The following is a 15948-nucleotide window of genomic DNA, read 5'->3' on the forward strand; positions in this document are numbered from 1 at the left end:
CCGGCTCGACCTGGCCTGACCCATCACCGAGTCAGGCACTTACACAGGCCAGCTGACACACCCGCAACAACGCCGAGTTCCGCGAGCAGCTCACCGCCCGCGGCCGGCCCTACGTCTGCCAGGTCAACAGCGACCTGACTGCGCATCCTGCCGACGCGGTGCCGGAGACGATCGACTACTCCGGCCGGGGACCGCGGCCCAAGCCGCGCTACCGCACCGCCCCGCTGGCCATCCGGGAGCACGTGCTGGCCGCAGGCCGCGAGGCCGCGCGGCAGCTGACCTGGCGAGAGGGCTCCTGCGGGCCGATGACCTCTCACTTCGTGGCGCTGCGGATACGTCCGGCCGGCCGCCGCCCGACCGGACGGCTGGCCCGAGACGGTTCGCTGCCCCTCGTGTGGCTGCTGGCCGAATGGTCACCCGACACCGCCGAGCCCACCGACTACTGGCTCTCGTCCCTGCCCGCCAACAGCGACCTGGCCGAGCTGGTCCGGCTGGCCAAGATCCGCTGGCGGATCGAGCACGACTACCGCGAGCTGAAGACAGCCCTCGGCCTGGACCACTTCGAGGGCCGGACCTGGGCCGGCTGGCACCGCCACGTCACCCTGGTCACCGCCGCCCAGCTGTTCGTCACCGTGCTGCGGACCAGCCCAAAAGCGGCTGCGCCGGCCTGAGCCTCTACGCGGTCCTGCACCAACTGCAGACCCTCCTGGCCACCTGGACCGGCACCTGCATCGTCTGCGGACAACCCGTCGACGCCCATGCCCGAGCACCGACCTAACGAAGCACTACTAGGACCCGTCCGCTCGTCTGTCCACCGGGGGTCCAACGTCCCTGTCTGCCGCTGGAATCGGACTCTAACGTCCGTAAATACGCGGACGGGCGTGGGTCCGGATGTGAGCGATGTGTGCCTCACCCTCCGCCGCCATGGAGGGGGAGCTCGTGCTGAACGCACTCCGGGCCGGCGCCCGACGTCCTGACGGCCCCCCTCCCGGCTGTCGGAGTACTGCGTACCCGGGACATCGTGCAGCCGGGAACTGAGCTCGCGGCCATGGGACCTGACCGGGCGAGGATGGTGGGGAACACCGTCCAGGAGCTCTTCGCGACCGACGACGTCCTCCCGGGCATCGACCTGTTCGGCATGCCCGTGGTGGTGACGGGCGGTACGGGTTTCCTGGGTGCCTACGTCGTCCCCCGGCTGGTCGCGGCCGGGTGTCGCGTCAGCGTCGTGGGTCCTGACGCCGGCTGGCGGGAACCACTGCGCCAGTCGATCCACGAGGGGGTCGTCCGGCTCATCGCGGAGCCTGACTGGTGGCGGCCGGCGTCGGCCCGCCGGGTGGCGCGCGCGGCGGCAGGCGCCGAGCAGTGGGTGCATCTCGCGTACACGCCGGTACCACCCGGCAGAGGCACGCCGACCGGTCGCGCGCGGCACGAGGTCACGGTGAACCTGGCGGGGGCGATGGAACTCCTGAGCGCGTTGGGGGACCGGCTCGGGCACGTCCTCGTGCGCAGCACGGTCGAGGTCTACGGCCGGGCGCCGGCCTGCCCCGTGGACGAGGACGTTCGACCGATGCCGGACGACTGCGGTGCGGCGGCCAAGCTCGCGTTGGAGGACCAGCTCCGGATCGTCGCCACGACCGGTGGTCCCGAGGTGACGGTCCTGCGGCTGACCACGGTCTACGGGCCCGGGGAGACCTCACTGGGAGCGGTTCCCTCCTTCATCCGGGCCGCCCTGGCCGGGGCTCCGGCGACGATCGCCGGTGACGGGCTCGAGCAGCGGGACTATCTCCACGTGGCCGACGCCGCCCGTCTGGTCGCGCGGGCCGTGGCGCGTCCGCCCCTGGTCAGTTCCTCCTCCGCCCGGTTTCGCCTGGTGAACGCGGGCAGCGGCACCGCGGAGCGCACGGTGGCGCTGGCCCACCGTGTCCGACGGGTGGTCGCGGAGCAGAAGGGGCAGGTTCCCCCACCGCCGCAGCACATCGAGGGGCGGGCGGTGTCCGATCTGGTGTGCCGGACAGAGCGGGTGCGCCGGGAGTTCGGCTTCCGGCCGGTGATCGGGCTGGACGAGGGTCTGGCCGAGGAGATCGCATGGTTCCTCCGGCACTCGGAGTGGTGGAGCCAGCTCGAGGGCGACACCGATCCGGAGTCCCTCACGGCCGGAGCCGTCGCCGCCGGGAGGGGGGACGTCGGACGTCGCCGGGACGTCCGATGACCACGGCACAGGGGATTCTCAGAACTCGAGCGTTCCGGGCCGCCACCGGATTGACCTGGCAGTACGCTCCGCCTACCGTCACGGCGTCCCACGGACGCCCCCCGGGCGACGGATGTATGAGAGGGCCCCTGCAGTGCATGCTCCGGGTGAGGAACCGGCGCCGGGTTCGGCTCCCGGGGTCATCCCTCCCGCACATCTGCGGTCAGTCGGTGAGCCGGTGAGCCCCGTCGCAGCGGCGGGGCCGCTGTGCAGCGCGTGCGGCCACGGGAAGATCGCGCACGAGCACTACCGCCGCGGCACGGACTGTGCGCTGTGCACCTGCGCGAAGTTCCGCCGCGGCTGGTCGCTCCTGTCGAGACGCCCCCACCGCCCTCGCTGAGCTCACCTCTTCCGGGTGCTCCCCAGGAGGCCGACCTCCGACAGCAGGGCGGCCGCCCAGCCGCAGAGGACGAAGACGTCGCCCTGGTGCATCCCGTGGTCCTGGGACAGCCGGAAGAGCACCGGGCCGTCGTTCAGGTACTTGCCCGTGATCAGCAGGAAGGCGAAGGCCGAGACGATGCCGGCCACGACGAGGGCGTACAGCCACCGGAGCACCGGGCGACGGTAACGGAACTGCACGGGCGCAGAGCCGTCGTGCCGGCGCGGTTCGCCCGTGCTCCGGGCGACGGCCCCGTCAGGCCGGCGGGAGGAGGCCGGCGCTCGCCTTTGCGGTGAGCGAGGTCCGGACGGCGGCGTCCACCTGGTCGGCGAACGACGGATCGCTCGCGTCCCGGGCGAGGACGGCGTCGACCATCTCCGGCACCGTGCCGGCGTCCACGGTGAGGATCAGCGTGCCCCCCGCGGCGAGGAAGCGAACGGCCCGTTCCCCCACCGGGACGTCCTGCACGGCCACGGCGGCGCCGAGGTCGTCGGAGATGACGACCCCGTCGAAGCCCAGCTGTTCGCGGAGGACATCGGTGACGACGACGGGGGAGAAGGCGGCGGGTGCGGCGGGGTCGATCAGCGCGTAGACCGCCGAGGCCGTCATCACGAACGGCTCGGCCGGCGACCCGGCCAGCGTGCCGAAGGCGGCGACCTGCTCGTCGTCCCGCGTGGTGACGGTGTCGGTGACGACGGCGACGTCGGTGTTCTCCGTCACCCGGCCGAGCCCGGGGAAGTGCTTGAGCGTGGCGGTGACGCCGTGCGCGGCCTGGCCGTCGACCACGGCGCCGGCCGCGCGGACGACGTCGGCCGCGGTGCTGCCGTACTGGCGCTCGTGGGCGCCGATCGGTGCGTTGCCGGACTCGGTGCCCGCGGGGACCACGTCCACCACCGGCGCCAGGTTGACCGTGATGCCGGCGGCGGCCAGCGACGCGCCGAGCCCGTCGGCCAGGTCGGCGAGGTCGGGCGGAGGAAGCAGACCCTGGTCCACGGCCGACGGCAGCTCGGGGAAGCCCGGGCCGCTCAGGGCCTGGACGGCGCCGCCCTCCTGGTCGACGGCGACCCACGGCCGCGGGCCGCTGCCGGCCGCCTCCGTCCACCGCGCCGTGGTGGCGGCCAACTCGCCGGCGGGGACGGTGCTGCGGCCCGCCAGGAAGATCCCGCCGGCCCCGAGGTCGCGGACGAGGGCGTCAGCGGGGGACAGGTCGCTCAGCGGGACACCGGCGACGATCAGCTGGGCCACCTGACGTCGGCGGTCCAGGCGCGCGAGTGCGGCGTCCACCCGCTGGTGCAAGGGATCGGGTGTCGGTTTGGGCTCGGCGGTCGTGGGGCCGGTCGAGGCGGTGCCCGTGCTCTCCGGTTCGCCGCTGGAGCAGGCGCCGAGGACCAGGCTCAGGAGGATCCCGGCGGCGAACGATCGGGAACGGAGGGGCTGCATCGACGTCCATTGTGGGCGCCGGCCGGCGCGACGCGTCCCCGCGCTGTTCACACGTGTCCTGCCGGTTGGCCCGAGACCTTCTAGGCTCGTCGCGCCTGCCTTCCCCGCGGGTCGCCCTGTCGTCGATGCGTGTTGTGGAGTGTGGATGGCGCCGGTCGAGCTGACGTGGGGCGCGGCGACCGCGACAGGTCAACGCGAGGACAACCAGGACAGGTACCTCGTCAGCCCGCCGATCTTCGCCGTTGCCGACGGCATGGGTGGTCATGCCGGCGGAGCGGCCGCGGCGGCCGCCGTCATCGAGGCACTGCAGGCCCTGACCGGTGCCGAGACCACCACGGTGGAGCGGATCCGCCTGGCCCTCCAGCGGGCCGACGGTGAGATCCGCGCCTTCAAGGGACCGGCGACCGGCGGCGCCGGGACGACGGTGGCCGGCGTCGCCCTCGTCGACGGGGGAGACGGGCCGCAGTGGGCGGTGTTCCACGTCGGCGACTCGCGGGTGTACCGCTGGCACGACGGACAGTTGGAGCAGCTCAGCACCGACCACTCGGTGGTGCAGGAGCTGATCGACGCCGGTCACATCTCCGACGAGACCGCCGCCACGCACCCGCAGCGGCACATCATCACCCGCGCGCTCGGGGTCGGTGGGCGCAGCGAGCCTGACATCGCACTGACCTCGATCGTGCCCGGTGACCTGTTCGTGGCCTGCTCCGACGGGCTGACCGGAGAGCTCGACGACGAGAGCATCGCGCGGGTCGTGTCGTGCGGCCTCTCTCCCGACGCGGTGGCCGACGCCCTCACCGTGGAGGCCGAGAAACTCGGCGCCCGCGACAACGTCACGGTGGTCGCCGTCCGGGTCTCCTGACGCGCGTCATCTCCGGTCGGTGAGCCTCAGGCGGTAGTGCTCGAGGGCAGCGCGCGACTCCCGTGCCCTGCGCACCGCTCAACTCACGAGCGCAGCGTCCCCGTCACTGACCATCAGGCTCCGATAGACCTCATCGACGGCGTCGGTCACCCGGGCGAGACGGAAGTCGCTCTCGTAGACCTCCCGCGCGCGGACCCCTGCCCGTTCGAGGGTGCTGCGGTCGGCGCACACCCGCGCGACCAGGTCCGCGATCCCCTCCGCGCCGGCGGTCGGCGGGAACAACCATCCGTTGTGGCCGTGGCGGAGCGCATCGGTCATGCTGCCCACCTCGGGTGCCACCACGGGGCAACCGGCTGCCGCGGCTTCGATGACCGAGAGCGGCAGTCCCTCCCGCTGCGACGTCAGCAGGAAGAGGTCGGCGTCGGCCAGGGCCTCGACGGCCGGGCGACGACCACCCGGGAACGAGATGACGCTCTCCAGTCCGGCCGCAGTCACCATCTGGCGGGCCGCGAGGAGGAGTTCGCCGTCGCCGATCCAGGTGGCGTGGACGGGAACTCCTCTGCGGTGCACCTCCGCGACCACCTCGACGAAGCGGGCCGGGTCCTTGACGGCATCGGCTCGCGCGATGTTCACGATGTGGAGCCGGGCGTCGCCCGCCGGTGCCGGTCGGCGCCGGACGCCGTGGTCGGCGATGCCGTTCGGGATGGTGTGAACGGTCTCCGGCGTACGGCCGCGTCCCGCGACGAGCATCCGGGCCACGGCGCTCCCGCAAGCGATCAGTGCGTCACCGCGGAAGGAGATCCCTCGCCACGACGAGGGTCGGAACTCACTGTGGACGTGTTCCACGTGCCTGAGGCGCGTCCCGGCCCGGGTCAGCCACACCGCGGTCGAGACTCCCCGCTGGTGGGTGTGGACGACGTCCCACGCATCATCGGTCAGCAACCGGCGCACGTGAGGCAGCAGTCGGTGCCGGGGGAGTCGCCCGCCCGCGTGCCGATAGCCGACGACCGTCGGTGACAACTCCTCCCAGAGGGGCCCCTCGCCGGCCGCGACGGCGACGTGGTGGCCGCGGGCGGCCTGGCTGTTAGCCAGGTCGACGAGCACGACCTGGGATCCCCCGACCGTGAGGCTGTCGGTCACGTGCAGGACCCGCATGCGCTCTCCTCTTCCGGCTCTGGTGGTCGCAACCGGCAATGGTGAAATGCGCAGACATCGCTGGTGGCAAATGCTGCGCCCGACATTCCGGACCTTGCGTCGATGATAGCTGCACGGCGGTCCTGTTCGCCCTCCCCCTAAGGGGTGCCCCATCCGGGGACTTTCCTCGGTGCGCAATTGTTCGTGGTTAGTGTCGGCTCTCGGAACGACTCGAGAGATGGGATGGACGTGGACAACAGCACGGTCGCCGCGACGGCGGGCACGGCGGACGTCTGCGTCGTCATCCCGACCCGCAACCGCCCGGACCTCGTGCTCCGTGCCGTGTCCAGCGCGCTGGCCCAGCGGCTGTCCCCGGCGGAGGTGCTCGTCGTCGTGGACGGACCCGACGAGGCGACGGAGACCGCTCTGGCCGGCGTGGACGATCCGCGCCTCCGCGTCCTGCCGCTGCCCCGCAGCGGCGGAGCGGCCGGCGCCCGGAACGCCGGCGTGCGTGCCACCGGACGCGAGTGGATCGCCTTCCTCGACGACGACGACGAATGGTCGGTCGACAAACTCGAACGGCAGTTCAGGCATGTGCGCGAGAATGGCGTGGAAGGCCCCGTCGTCTATGCGACCGGCGTCGAGTGGCGCACCGACGACTTCACGTTCCACTACCCGCGCCGGAGTCCACGGCCGGGTGAGCGCGTGGCCGACTACCTGTTCGTGCGCGCACACCCGGGCGAGGGGATGCTGGCCGTCCCGACGCTCCTCCTCCGGCGAGAACTCGCCCTGGCGCACCCGATCCCGGAACACCTGCGCACCCACGAGGAGTACGACTGGTTCCTCGACCTGGACCGGAACGGGTGCTCCTTCTCCGTCGCGCTCGAGCCACTGACGACCGTGCACGCGCCCGCTGTCCGGTCGTCCGTCAGCACCGACGCCGGCTGGCAGTCCTCGCTCGCCTGGGCGCTGGCCCGTCGGGCAGAGCTCGGTGAGCGCGCGTTCAGCTCCTTCTGTCTCACCGACGTCGCCCGCAGTGCTCGGCGGGCCGGCGGACCACGGCTCTTCGCGGCCGTCCTCGGCATGGCGGTGACCGCCCGTCCGCTGCCCCGGGACGTGGCTCGCTTCCTCGTGATCTGGTTCGTCCCGCAGGAGTTGCGCTGGCGCCTGTCGAACCGTCGCCGACGACGTGTCGCCTGACCTCGGTGAGGGGACGTCGTGAGCGCGACGTCCCTGCCGGTGATCACCGTTTCGCCCGAGGGGGCGGCGCCCGAGCGCCCGCCGTGGGCACGACTCGTGCTCGGGCTGACCGACTCGGCGCTCCCCAGCCTGGGCAACCTGGGCGTCAGCGTCCTGGCGGCCCACTCCATGGGGCTCGAGGACTTCGGCGTCTTCACGACGCTCGTGCTCGTCCTGATCCTCCTGGTCGGCGTCTCGAGGTCCGTCCACGGTGACGTCCTCGTGCTGACGGTCACGGCGGACCCGTCCGAGACGAGACGGCGTGCCCGCGGGTCGCTGTCCTCGGTCGCCCGCCTCGGCCTCGTCGCCGGCTCGCTCGGTGTGTTCGCGGGTGCTCTCACCGTCGGCGCCGGGGCGACCTCGTGGGGGCTGGCGCTCATGGCCGGCGGTGCCGTCCTCCCCGTACTGCTCCTGCAGGACCACTACCGGTGGATCGCCTACGCCGACGGGCGGATCGCGGACTCGGTGTGCAACAACGCTGCGTGGACCACCAGCTCGATCGCCGCGATGGCGATGGTGTCGCAGCTGTCCGACGCCGGCCTGGGCGCCGCTCCTGGACTGCTCGTCTGGGGGCTCGCTGCCGCGCCGGGCGTGCTCGTCAGCGTGGCCCGCAGCCGCTGCGTCGTGCCGTGGCGGCTGCCCGGTGGCTGGCTGTCGGAGAACCGCGGGCTCGCCGGCGCGCTGCTCCAGGACTTCGGGCTCCTCCAGGCGTCCGCGCAGGGCGCCCTCATCCTGCTCGCCGCGCTGACGTCCGCCGCGGACATGGCCCTGCTGCGCAAGGCGCAGATCTGGCTCGGACCCGTGACCATGGCCACGACGGGGCTCCTGTCGACGCTGCAGTCGATGCTGGCCCGCGGGCGGGCTCGCGGAGCCGGCGCCCGGAGCGTCGCGCGCACGGCGTCCGTCGTCGGCGCGGTCGGGACGCTCACGGCAGTCGCGTTCGGCGGGCTGGTCGCGGTCCTCCCGAGCACGTGGGCGGCCGTGCTGGTGAGTGTCGGTTGGTCGGAGGCCCGGTGGTTCGTGTGGCCGCTCGCGATCCAGCTCGCCGCGGGTGTTGCGGGCGGCTGTGCAGGGGTGGCGCTGCGCGCGCTGGGCGCGGTCCGTGAGCAGGTGCGGATCCGCTGGGTGCTCGCACCGGCGTCGCTGCTGTGCGTGGTCGTGTCGGTCGGCCACGGAGGTGCGCTGACCGCCGCCTGGGCGCTCGCCGGGATCTCTGTGCTGACCGCCGCCCTGTGGGCGGTCCTCCTCGCGCGCTCGGTCGCCGTGACCGGCCGTGGCGACGTCCACCTCGTCCCGGGCGGTGGCCGGTGACGACGGGCGCACACACGGTGCCGTCGCCTGTCGACACCACACGGCGGCTCTCGCCGGCCCTCGCCACGGTCTTCCTGGTGGCGGTCGCCGCGACGCCCTACCCCGGGGCCTACTGGATCGTCGCGGCACTGGCAACCACGGTCGTTGCTCAGGTGGCGTCCGTGCCGGGACAGCTGTGGATCAGCCGGTCCGTGGTGCTGACCCTGAGCTGGTTCGGCCTGACGGTGCTCTGGTCCGTGGCGCCCTCGCTGACCGTCCGGAACGGTGTGCTCCTCGCGCTCGTCACGGTGGCGGTGGCCCTGGTGCCCCGCGCGCTGGGCGCGGCGGGCGCCCTGGCCGCGCTGGCGACGGCGTGCAAGGTGCTGCTGGTCGCCAGCTGGGCGTCGTACCTGCTCGTCCCTTCCCTGGGACGGACGCAGGACACGTACCAGTACGGGACCCTCGAGGGGGTCTTCGTCCAGCGCAACGTCGCAGCCTTCTTCTGCGTCATCGCCGCGATCACGTTCCTGGCCACTGCCGCAGGCGGCGCCCGGCGTGCCCGCGGGCGGGACGCCGCGTGGGCCGGTGTCGCGGTGGTCACGCTCCTCGCCACGTCCAGCGGCACGGGGCTCGCCGTCCTGCTGGCGTCCGCCGGCGTGACGGGGACCCTCGTGGCCGCGTCCCGGGCCCGCACCGTGCGGGGGCGACGACTGCTCGTGGGCGCGGCGATCCTCCCCGCGGTGGCCCTGGCCCTCTGGCTGCCGTTCAACCTCGGCCTGGTCAGCGAGCTGTTCCGGCGCGACTCGACGCTCACCGGACGCAGCGTCATCTGGGCTGCCGTCGAGCGGGTGGTGGCGGAGTCCCCGTGGCTGGGTCAGGGCGGTGGGGCGTTGTGGGTCGGCGGCGTCGACGTCACCGACGCGCTGTGGGCTCAGGCCGGCTTCGCGTTCTACCACGCGCACAGCGCGTACCTGGACCACCTGGCCCAGCAGGGCGTCATCGGCCTGGCCCTCGTGCTGGGAGTGGTGCTGCTCGGGCTGCGGCGGTCCGTGCGAGCGCTCATCGCTCGAGGCGACGTGCTCGCGATGTGGCCGGCGGGGGTGCTCGTGTGCCTCCTCTTCTACGGCATCGACGAGCAGTCCTTCGCCTCCCAGTTCGGCTGGCTCCTCGTCGTGCTCGCCGTCTCGCTCGTCCCGCCCAGCGGGTCCGAGTCGCAGGCACGCAGCGCGCCGCAGGGGCCGGTGCAGGTGCAGACACCCGAGGTCGGCCGCCCAGGCCGCACAGTGATGGAGGACCGAGATGGTGGCCGTTGAGCCGGTGCGCGTGGGCCCGTTCAGGGTGGTGGACCTCGCGCGCGAACAGCTCGCAGAGGCGCTGGCGCAGGACTGGGCGGAGGCCACGCGACCCATCCGGGTCTTCGCGCTGCACGTCGGCGGGTTGAACCGATGGCGGGACGCGGGCTTCGTCGATCTCCTCGGCGGGGCCGAGTGGTGTTACGCGGACGGCGCCTCGGTGGTGCTCGTCGCCCGCGCGGCCGGTGCCGTCGACATCCAGCGGGCACCCACCACCGATCTGGCCCACGCGGTGCTCGACCTCATCGCGGCCCGCGCCGGCGGTGAGGCCACGTTCGCGCTGGTCGGCGGACCCCCGGGGCTCGCCGAGCGCGCCGCCCAGCGGCTCGAGGCCGAGCACGGTGCGCGGTGTGTGTTCACGAGCGACGGGTTCCAGGAGGACTGGGTCCCGGTCCTGGAAGGACTGAAGAGCGTCCGACCGGACGTCGTCTTCGTCGGCATGGGGATGCCGACGGAGGCGCAGTGGGTCACCGCGCACATCGACCACCTGGCGCCGGGCCTGGTCATGACGTGTGGGGGCTGGTTCGGCTTCCTGGCGGGCGAGGAGTCACGGGCGCCCGCCGTGCTGCAGCGCTACGGGGTCGAGTGGCTGTGGCGGCTCCTCCAGGCTCCCCGCCTGCTCACCCGCTACGTGCGGGGTGCCGTCACGACGGCGCGGCTGTGCCTGCCGGCGGCCCTCGGGGGACCGCGGCGCAGCGCGCGCGAGGCGCGGTCGTGAGCAGCAGCTCTCGGCGCGGCAGGGACGCCGGCGCCGCTCTCCCACTGTCGATCGGAGCTGCCACGGCAGCGAGTACTGAACGGGGTGTCTCGTGGATCTGAGGAAGGCGCTGACGGCGCTGCGGCGCATGTGGTGGCTCGTCGTCGCGGGGGCCGTGCTCGGAGGGGCGGCGGGTGCCGCGGTCGGAGTCCTGGGGACACCCCAGTACACGACGCACACGCAGTTCTTCGTCAGCACGGCCGACGCCGTCTCGACCTCCGAGGTGTTCCAGGGCGGCCAGTTCGCGCAGGAGCGCGTCGCCTCGTACGCCCGCCTCCTGGACGGGGAGGAGCTCGCCGGCCGGGTCGTCGACGATCTCGGCCTCGACCGGTCGATCCGTGCATTGCGGGATGCGATCGTCGTCTCGCCCGTGCTGGAGACCGTTCTCATCGACGTCTCGGTGACGGACACGTCACCGGAGCGGGCCCGGGCCGTGGCGGCGTCCCTCTCGGACGAGTTCCTCGACCTCGTGGATGAGCTGGAGACGCCCGCGGGCGGCACGGACTCGGCCGTACGGGTGACCGTCACCGACCAGCCGGACCTGCCGACAGAGGCCAGCGGACCCGACGTCCTGCGCACCGTGGCCTTCGGTCTCCTCGGCGGGCTGGCGCTCGCCATCCTGGTCGCCCTGGCGCGTGACTTCTCGGACCGGTCGATCACGACATCCGAGGAGGCGTCGGCCCTCACCGGCGCCCCGGTGGTCGGGGTCGTGGTGCGCGATCCGGCGCTCGCCCAGCGGCACGTCGCGGACGGCGCCGACTCCGGTGCGGCCGCGGAGGGGTACCGGCAGGTCCGGACGAACCTGCAGTTCCTGGACGTGGACGAGCCACCGAAGGTCATCATGGTGTCCAGCGCCGTCCCCTCCGAGGGCAAGACGACGGCCGTGGCGAACCTCGGGCTGGCCCTTGCCCGTGCCGGTCACCGCGTGACCATCGTGGAGGCCGATCTGCGCCGGCCCACGCTGGCTCGGTACCTGGACATGGTCGAGGGCGTGGGGTTGACCAACCTGCTCGCCGGGAGTGCCGGCATCGAGGACGTCGTGCAGCGGCACGGGACCGAGGGACTGTCGGTCATCGCCGCGGGTCCGGTTCCCCCGAACCCCGGCGAGCTGCTCTCCTCGAGTCAGATGCGCGCCGTGCTGGAGAAGCTCCGTCTGGACAACGACTTCGTGCTCGTGGACGCCGCACCGCTCCTGCCCGTCGCGGACTCGATCGGTCTCGCCGTCCACACGGACGGGACGCTCCTGTCGGTCCGCTACGGGACGACGCGCCGGGACCAGGTCGCCGCCGCGGCGGCGTCCCTGGAGCGCGTCGGTGCCAGGACGCTCGGTGTGCTGCTCAACCTGGTGCCCGCGAAGGCCGAGCTGGCCACGGCGCACGGCTACGCCTACGGGTACGCCACCGAGTCGCGGTCCTGATCACCGACCGGCTCGGGGGACGTGACAGCCACGTCCCCCGAGCCGGTCGGGTGCGCCGTGGCTCGGGCCCCTGTGGGCTCCCGGCCGTCAGCTCGGCGCCTCGCGCCGCAGTCCGGTGAACAGGACGTCGGCCAGCGGGCGAAGCGCCGTGGCGATGGCATCCACCACGTCGCGGTGGACGGATGCTGCCCGGCCGACCGGGTCCGCGATGTCGTCCGCGTCGCTCGCGCCCCGGCCTGCCCGGGCTGCGTCGAGGCGCCTGCAAAGGTCGTGGACCCGCGCGTCGGGGGGCAGGCGGGACATGCCGGCGAGGTCCGCCCGGAGCAGCAGGTCCGCGGCTTCTCGCAGGGTGAACGTCCGGCGCAGTCCCCGGGGCGTGGACCCCAGGACCTCGCGGCGCTGCGCGCGCGTCATCGTCAGCACCAGGTCTGCCGCGTCCGCCAGCTCCGGTGTGAAGGCCCGCGCGCGGAAGTCCCCGGGCCGGACGCCGTAGCTCGCCAGGACTGTCGCGGAGTGCGCGTCCATGGGCCGGCCGGCCGTGGCCGAGAGGCCCGCGCTCGAGACGTGCACGTCGGCGGACCCGGGATCGGCTCCCAGAGCATCGCGGGCCCAGGCCCGCGCGAGGCTCTCGGCCACGGGTGAGCGGCACTCGTTGCCGGTGCAGACGAAGAGGAGGCGCACCCCTCGACGCTAGGGTCTCGAGGTCGGCGATGGCCGGGACGAGGGGGCGACGTGCCCCCAGGGGGTGAGACCCGGTCAGCGGGGGACGGCGGGCAGGGCCTCGTCGTCGAACTCCGCGGCGTTCTGCGACAGCGAGTCGCTGGCCAGGTACGCCCACATCCGGTCGGCGGTGACGTCGTCGAGGTAGACGACGCTGGCCCGGCCCTCCGTGCCCGTACCCAGGACCGGCGCGGTGAAGAAGTCGACGCTGTCCGGCGTCAGACCGCGCAGCGAGTAGGCCAGCGCCAGCAGGTCGCCGTTGCCGAGGGCGTCGTCCACCGCGACGGCGTTGGTCACCGCCAGCAGCGCGGAGTCCAGGCGCCCGGCGTCGGTGAAGGTGTCGGTGCTGAAGAGCTTGGCGAACAGCGCCTGCAGGTACTGCTGCTGCCGCCGCACCCGGTCGAAGTCGCCGCCGAGCAGGCCGTGCCGCTGGCCGAGGTACCAGCGGGCCTGGTCGCCGTCGAGGTGGTTGACGCCGGCGGGGAAGGTGTAGGGCCCGTTGCTGGTGGTCTCCGCGACGACGACGTCCACGCCGCCGAGGTCGTCGGTGACCTGGATGATGCCCTGGAAGTCGATGGCGACGTAGTGGTCGATGCGCACGGCGGTGAGCTGCTCGACGGTCTGGATGAGCAGCGGAGGGCCGCCGAACGCGTACGCGGCGTTGATCTTGTTGCGGCCGTGCCCGGGGATGTCCACCCACGAGTCGCGGGGGATCGAGACGATCTGGGCGTGCTGCCGGTCGGCCGAGAACCGGGCCAGCATGATGGCGTCGGAGCGTCCGCCCGCGGCCACGCCGGTCCCGGCCGTGGCCCGGGTGTCGGAGCCGACCAGCAGGAACGTGACCGGCTCGGCGCCGACTGCCTGGGCCGGCGTCGCCGGTGCCGGGCGGGCGCTCTCCTCGAGGCCCTCGAAGACGTCGGAGACGCGGGCGATGTTGCCGGCGTACCGCTCGGTGAGGAACCACATCCCGCCGCCGACGACCAGGGCGAGGACCACCCCCAGGACGCCGAGGCTGACGAGCACCCGCCGCAGCGCGCGTCGGCGCGAGGGTGACGGCAGGCGCCCCTCGTCCGTGTACTGCTCCGGCACCGTGGTCGCAGCAGCGCTCATGAGTCCCCCTCCGGCCGGCTGTACGGCCGAAGCTATGGAGGGGGAACCGCGTGGGACAGCCCCTGCCACCCGCACGGGTGAGGCGAACGGCGAGGTCAGCCGGGTGGTCGCGGCGCGGGCAGGCCCGCGGCGGGCGGCGGCGGGGCCACGGGGACGTCCAGCGACGCCTGCCGGTCGGCGAGGTGGATGGACCGGCCGACGACGACGGCCGCGACGAGGGCCACCGCCACCCAGGTCAGCGCCACGGCCACGACCCACACCACGTGCGTGATTACACCGGCGCACCCTGTGAGAAAGCTGCCCCCAACGTGGGGGACCACCCGTCCGTGACGGCGACACGCGGTGATCTGTGACGGAGGGGTACCCACCCATTCCCCTGCGTGGTGGGCCACGGCACACTGGTGGGCGTGATCCTGCCGTTCCGCAACCCGCGCACGCCCGGACGCAGGCTCGTGACCGGGCACTGGCACCGCTTCCGCTGGTCCGGGGAGGACGCCTTCAGCGGATCGAGTCTCTACACCTGCCGCTGCGGCGTCGTCCGGCCCGCTCCCTGAGGCCTCACTCCGCCTGGGGATCCCTCCCATTTGTGGGATGGCCTGCGCCTACGGGCCCCCGTAGCGTTCTCCTCCCGGCAGGGACGCCGGAACTGTCCCGGGGGTGGGAGTCAATGAGGATCTCGGTCATCGGCTGCGGCTACCTCGGCGCCGTCCATGCGGCGTCGATGGTGGAGCTGGGCCACGAGGTCGTCGGCATCGACGTCGACGGCGCCAAGGTGGCGGCGCTGTGCAACGCGACCACGCCCTTCTACGAGCCCGGCTTCGACGAGCTGCTGGCCCGCACGCTGGCCACCGGACGGCTGCGCTTCAGCACCGACATCGCCGACGCCGCCGGTTCCACCGTCCACTTCCTCTGCGTGGGCACGCCGCAGAAGCACGGCGAGTACGCCGCCGACCTGCGCTTCGTCGACGCCGCCGCGGAGTCGCTGCTGCAGGTGCTCGAGCCGGGCGACCTCGTCGCCGGCAAGTCCACCGTGCCGGTCGGCACCGCGTCCCGCCTGGCCGAGATGGTGGGGGAGAAGGTCCCCGGCGCGCTGCTGGCCTGGAACCCCGAGTTCCTCCGCGAGGGCTTCGCCGTCCACGACACCCTGCACCCCGACCGCCTGGTCTACGGCCTGCCCGAGGGCCCGGACGGCGAGACCGTCGAGCGGGTGCTCGACGAGGTGTACGCCCCGATCGTCGCCCGCGGGACGCCGAAGGTGACCACCGACTACGCCACCGCGGAGATGGTGAAGACGGCGGCCAACTCGTTCCTCGCCACGAAGATCAGCTTCATCAACGCCATGGCCGAGCTGTGCGAGTCGACCGGTGCCGACGTCAAGCTGCTCGCCGACGCGATCGGCTACGACGACCGGATCGGCCGCAAGTTCCTCAACGCCGGGCTCGGCTTCGGCGGCGGCTGCCTGCCCAAGGACATCCGCGCCTTCATGGCCCGCGCCGGCGAGCTCGGTGCCGACCAGGCGCTGACCTTCCTGCGCGAGGTCGACAACATCAACATGCGCCGGCGCATCCGCATGGTCGAGCTGGCCCGCGAGGTCTGCGACGGCTCGCTGCTCGGCAAGCGGGTCGCCGTCCTGGGTGCGGCCTTCAAGCCCGACTCCGACGACATCCGCGACAGCCCGGCGCTCAACGTCGCCGCCCAGCTGCAGCTGCAGGGCGCCGTCGTGCGGGTCACGGACCCGGCGGCGATCGCCAACTCCGCGCGGGAGTGGCCGCACCTGGACTTCTCCGCGACGCCGGAGGAGGCTGCCGAGCGCGCCGACCTGGTGCTCCTGCTCACCGAGTGGCGGCAGTACTGCGAGCTCGACCCGGTCGCCTTCGGCAAGGTCGTCGCCCAGAAGCGCGTCCTCGACGGCCGCAACGCGCTGGACCGCGAGGCCTGGACGGCGGCCGGCTGGAGCTACCGGGCTCTCGGGCGCCGCGCCGGCTGACGTCACGTCACCC

The 15948-nt window shown here is 73.1% G+C and carries 15 protein-coding genes and 1 pseudogene; 10 read left to right on the plus strand and 6 right to left on the minus strand.

The genetic code is table 11. From position 1 onward, the window contains the following. Positions 1-77 precede the first annotated feature (77 nt). Both MY526_RS16560 and MY526_RS16565 read left to right on the plus strand, forming a co-directional pair. A pseudogene (locus MY526_RS16560) lies at positions 78-671 on the plus strand (IS701 family transposase); the annotation flags it as partial. A 377-nt stretch (positions 672-1048) separates the two neighbouring features. Further along, the gene (locus tag MY526_RS16565) at positions 1049-2209 is read left to right on the plus strand and encodes an NAD-dependent epimerase/dehydratase family protein (RefSeq protein WP_436704540.1); all 1161 of its coding nucleotides are present in this window, start codon (positions 1049-1051) and stop codon (positions 2207-2209) included. Positions 2210-2590: 381 nt separating this feature from the next. Here the strand turns inward: MY526_RS16565 and MY526_RS16570 are convergent, their stop codons facing one another. Further along, positions 2591-2803: a hypothetical protein gene (locus tag MY526_RS16570; RefSeq protein ID WP_436704542.1), complete on the minus strand. Its 213-nt coding sequence runs from the start codon at positions 2801-2803 to the stop codon at positions 2591-2593. A gap of 79 nt (positions 2804-2882) precedes the next feature. Next, the gene (locus MY526_RS16575) at positions 2883-4067 is read right to left on the minus strand and encodes a glycoside hydrolase family 3 N-terminal domain-containing protein (protein WP_436704544.1); all 1185 of its coding nucleotides are present in this window, start codon (positions 4065-4067) and stop codon (positions 2883-2885) included. A 145-nt stretch (positions 4068-4212) separates the two neighbouring features. On the opposite strand from MY526_RS16575, the gene MY526_RS16580 reads away from it, so the two are divergent. Then, the gene (locus MY526_RS16580; RefSeq protein ID WP_436704546.1) at positions 4213-4929 is read left to right on the plus strand and encodes a PP2C family protein-serine/threonine phosphatase; all 717 of its coding nucleotides are present in this window, start codon (positions 4213-4215) and stop codon (positions 4927-4929) included. A 78-nt stretch (positions 4930-5007) separates the two neighbouring features. Here MY526_RS16580 and MY526_RS16585 read toward each other — a convergent pair whose 3' ends face one another. After that, positions 5008-6069 carry a glycosyltransferase family 4 protein gene (locus MY526_RS16585; protein WP_436704548.1) on the minus strand — a complete coding sequence of 354 codons (1062 nt, stop codon included), beginning with the start codon at positions 6067-6069 and terminating at the stop codon, positions 5008-5010. Between the two features lie 243 nt (positions 6070-6312). On the opposite strand from MY526_RS16585, the gene MY526_RS16590 reads away from it, so the two are divergent. The 5 genes from MY526_RS16590 (at position 6313) to MY526_RS16610 (ending at position 12118) form a co-directional block, all read left to right on the plus strand. Next, a complete protein-coding gene (locus MY526_RS16590; protein ID WP_436704550.1) occupies positions 6313-7263 on the plus strand; it encodes a glycosyltransferase family 2 protein in 951 nt (316 codons plus the stop codon). A gap of 18 nt (positions 7264-7281) precedes the next feature. Continuing rightward, positions 7282-8613, plus strand: coding sequence for a hypothetical protein (locus tag MY526_RS16595; RefSeq protein WP_436704551.1), 1332 nt, complete (start codon positions 7282-7284; stop codon positions 8611-8613). Between the two features lie 17 nt (positions 8614-8630). Continuing rightward, on the plus strand, positions 8631-9905 hold the full coding sequence (locus tag MY526_RS16600) for an O-antigen ligase family protein (protein WP_436704553.1): 1275 nt from the start codon (positions 8631-8633) through the stop codon (positions 9903-9905). Continuing rightward, positions 9892-10662 (plus strand): WecB/TagA/CpsF family glycosyltransferase, encoded by a 771-nt coding sequence (locus MY526_RS16605; protein WP_436704555.1) that lies wholly within the window; start codon positions 9892-9894, stop codon positions 10660-10662. The genes MY526_RS16600 and MY526_RS16605 overlap by 14 nt, the downstream gene beginning before the upstream one ends. 91 nt (positions 10663-10753) lie before the next feature. Continuing rightward, on the plus strand, positions 10754-12118 hold the full coding sequence (locus MY526_RS16610; protein WP_436704557.1) for a polysaccharide biosynthesis tyrosine autokinase: 1365 nt from the start codon (positions 10754-10756) through the stop codon (positions 12116-12118). An 87-nt stretch (positions 12119-12205) separates the two neighbouring features. Here MY526_RS16610 and MY526_RS16615 read toward each other — a convergent pair whose 3' ends face one another. From MY526_RS16615 to MY526_RS16625, 3 genes are all read right to left on the minus strand, one after another. Next, a complete protein-coding gene (locus MY526_RS16615; RefSeq protein ID WP_436704559.1) occupies positions 12206-12799 on the minus strand; it encodes a hypothetical protein in 594 nt (197 codons plus the stop codon). 75 nt (positions 12800-12874) lie between these two features. After that, a complete protein-coding gene (locus MY526_RS16620; protein WP_436704561.1) occupies positions 12875-13948 on the minus strand; it encodes an LCP family protein in 1074 nt (357 codons plus the stop codon). Between the two features lie 95 nt (positions 13949-14043). Continuing rightward, positions 14044-14211, minus strand: coding sequence for a hypothetical protein (locus MY526_RS16625; RefSeq protein WP_436704563.1), 168 nt, complete (start codon positions 14209-14211; stop codon positions 14044-14046). 144 nt (positions 14212-14355) lie between these two features. Here MY526_RS16625 and MY526_RS16630 point away from each other — a divergent pair, with 144 nt between their 5' ends. Then, complete coding sequence (locus MY526_RS16630; protein ID WP_436704564.1) at positions 14356-14502, plus strand: hypothetical protein; 147 nt, start codon at positions 14356-14358, stop codon at positions 14500-14502. Positions 14503-14615: 113 nt separating this feature from the next. After that, on the plus strand, positions 14616-15935 hold the full coding sequence (locus tag MY526_RS16635) for a UDP-glucose dehydrogenase family protein (protein WP_436688917.1): 1320 nt from the start codon (positions 14616-14618) through the stop codon (positions 15933-15935). Positions 15936-15948 lie beyond the last annotated feature (13 nt).

This window comes from Geodermatophilus sp. CPCC 205761 (genome assembly GCF_051383655.1).
Classification (GTDB): Bacteria; Actinomycetota; Actinomycetes; order Mycobacteriales; family Geodermatophilaceae; genus Geodermatophilus.

What these genes read in the sequence shown, in the direction of transcription:
- MY526_RS16635 (WP_436688917.1), top strand. Translation starts at nt 14,616, where the DNA reads ATGAGGATCTCGGTCATCGGCTGCGGCTACCTCGGCGCCGTCCATGCG.
- MY526_RS16575 (WP_436704544.1), bottom strand. Translation starts at nt 4,067, where the DNA reads ATGCAGCCCCTCCGTTCCCGATCGTTCGCCGCCGGGATCCTCCTGAGC.
- MY526_RS16605 (WP_436704555.1), top strand. Translation starts at nt 9,892, where the DNA reads ATGGTGGCCGTTGAGCCGGTGCGCGTGGGCCCGTTCAGGGTGGTGGAC.
- MY526_RS16620 (WP_436704561.1), bottom strand. Translation starts at nt 13,948, where the DNA reads ATGAGCGCTGCTGCGACCACGGTGCCGGAGCAGTACACGGACGAGGGG.
- MY526_RS16580 (WP_436704546.1), top strand. Translation starts at nt 4,213, where the DNA reads ATGGCGCCGGTCGAGCTGACGTGGGGCGCGGCGACCGCGACAGGTCAA.
- MY526_RS16565 (WP_436704540.1), top strand. Translation starts at nt 1,049, where the DNA reads ATGGGACCTGACCGGGCGAGGATGGTGGGGAACACCGTCCAGGAGCTC.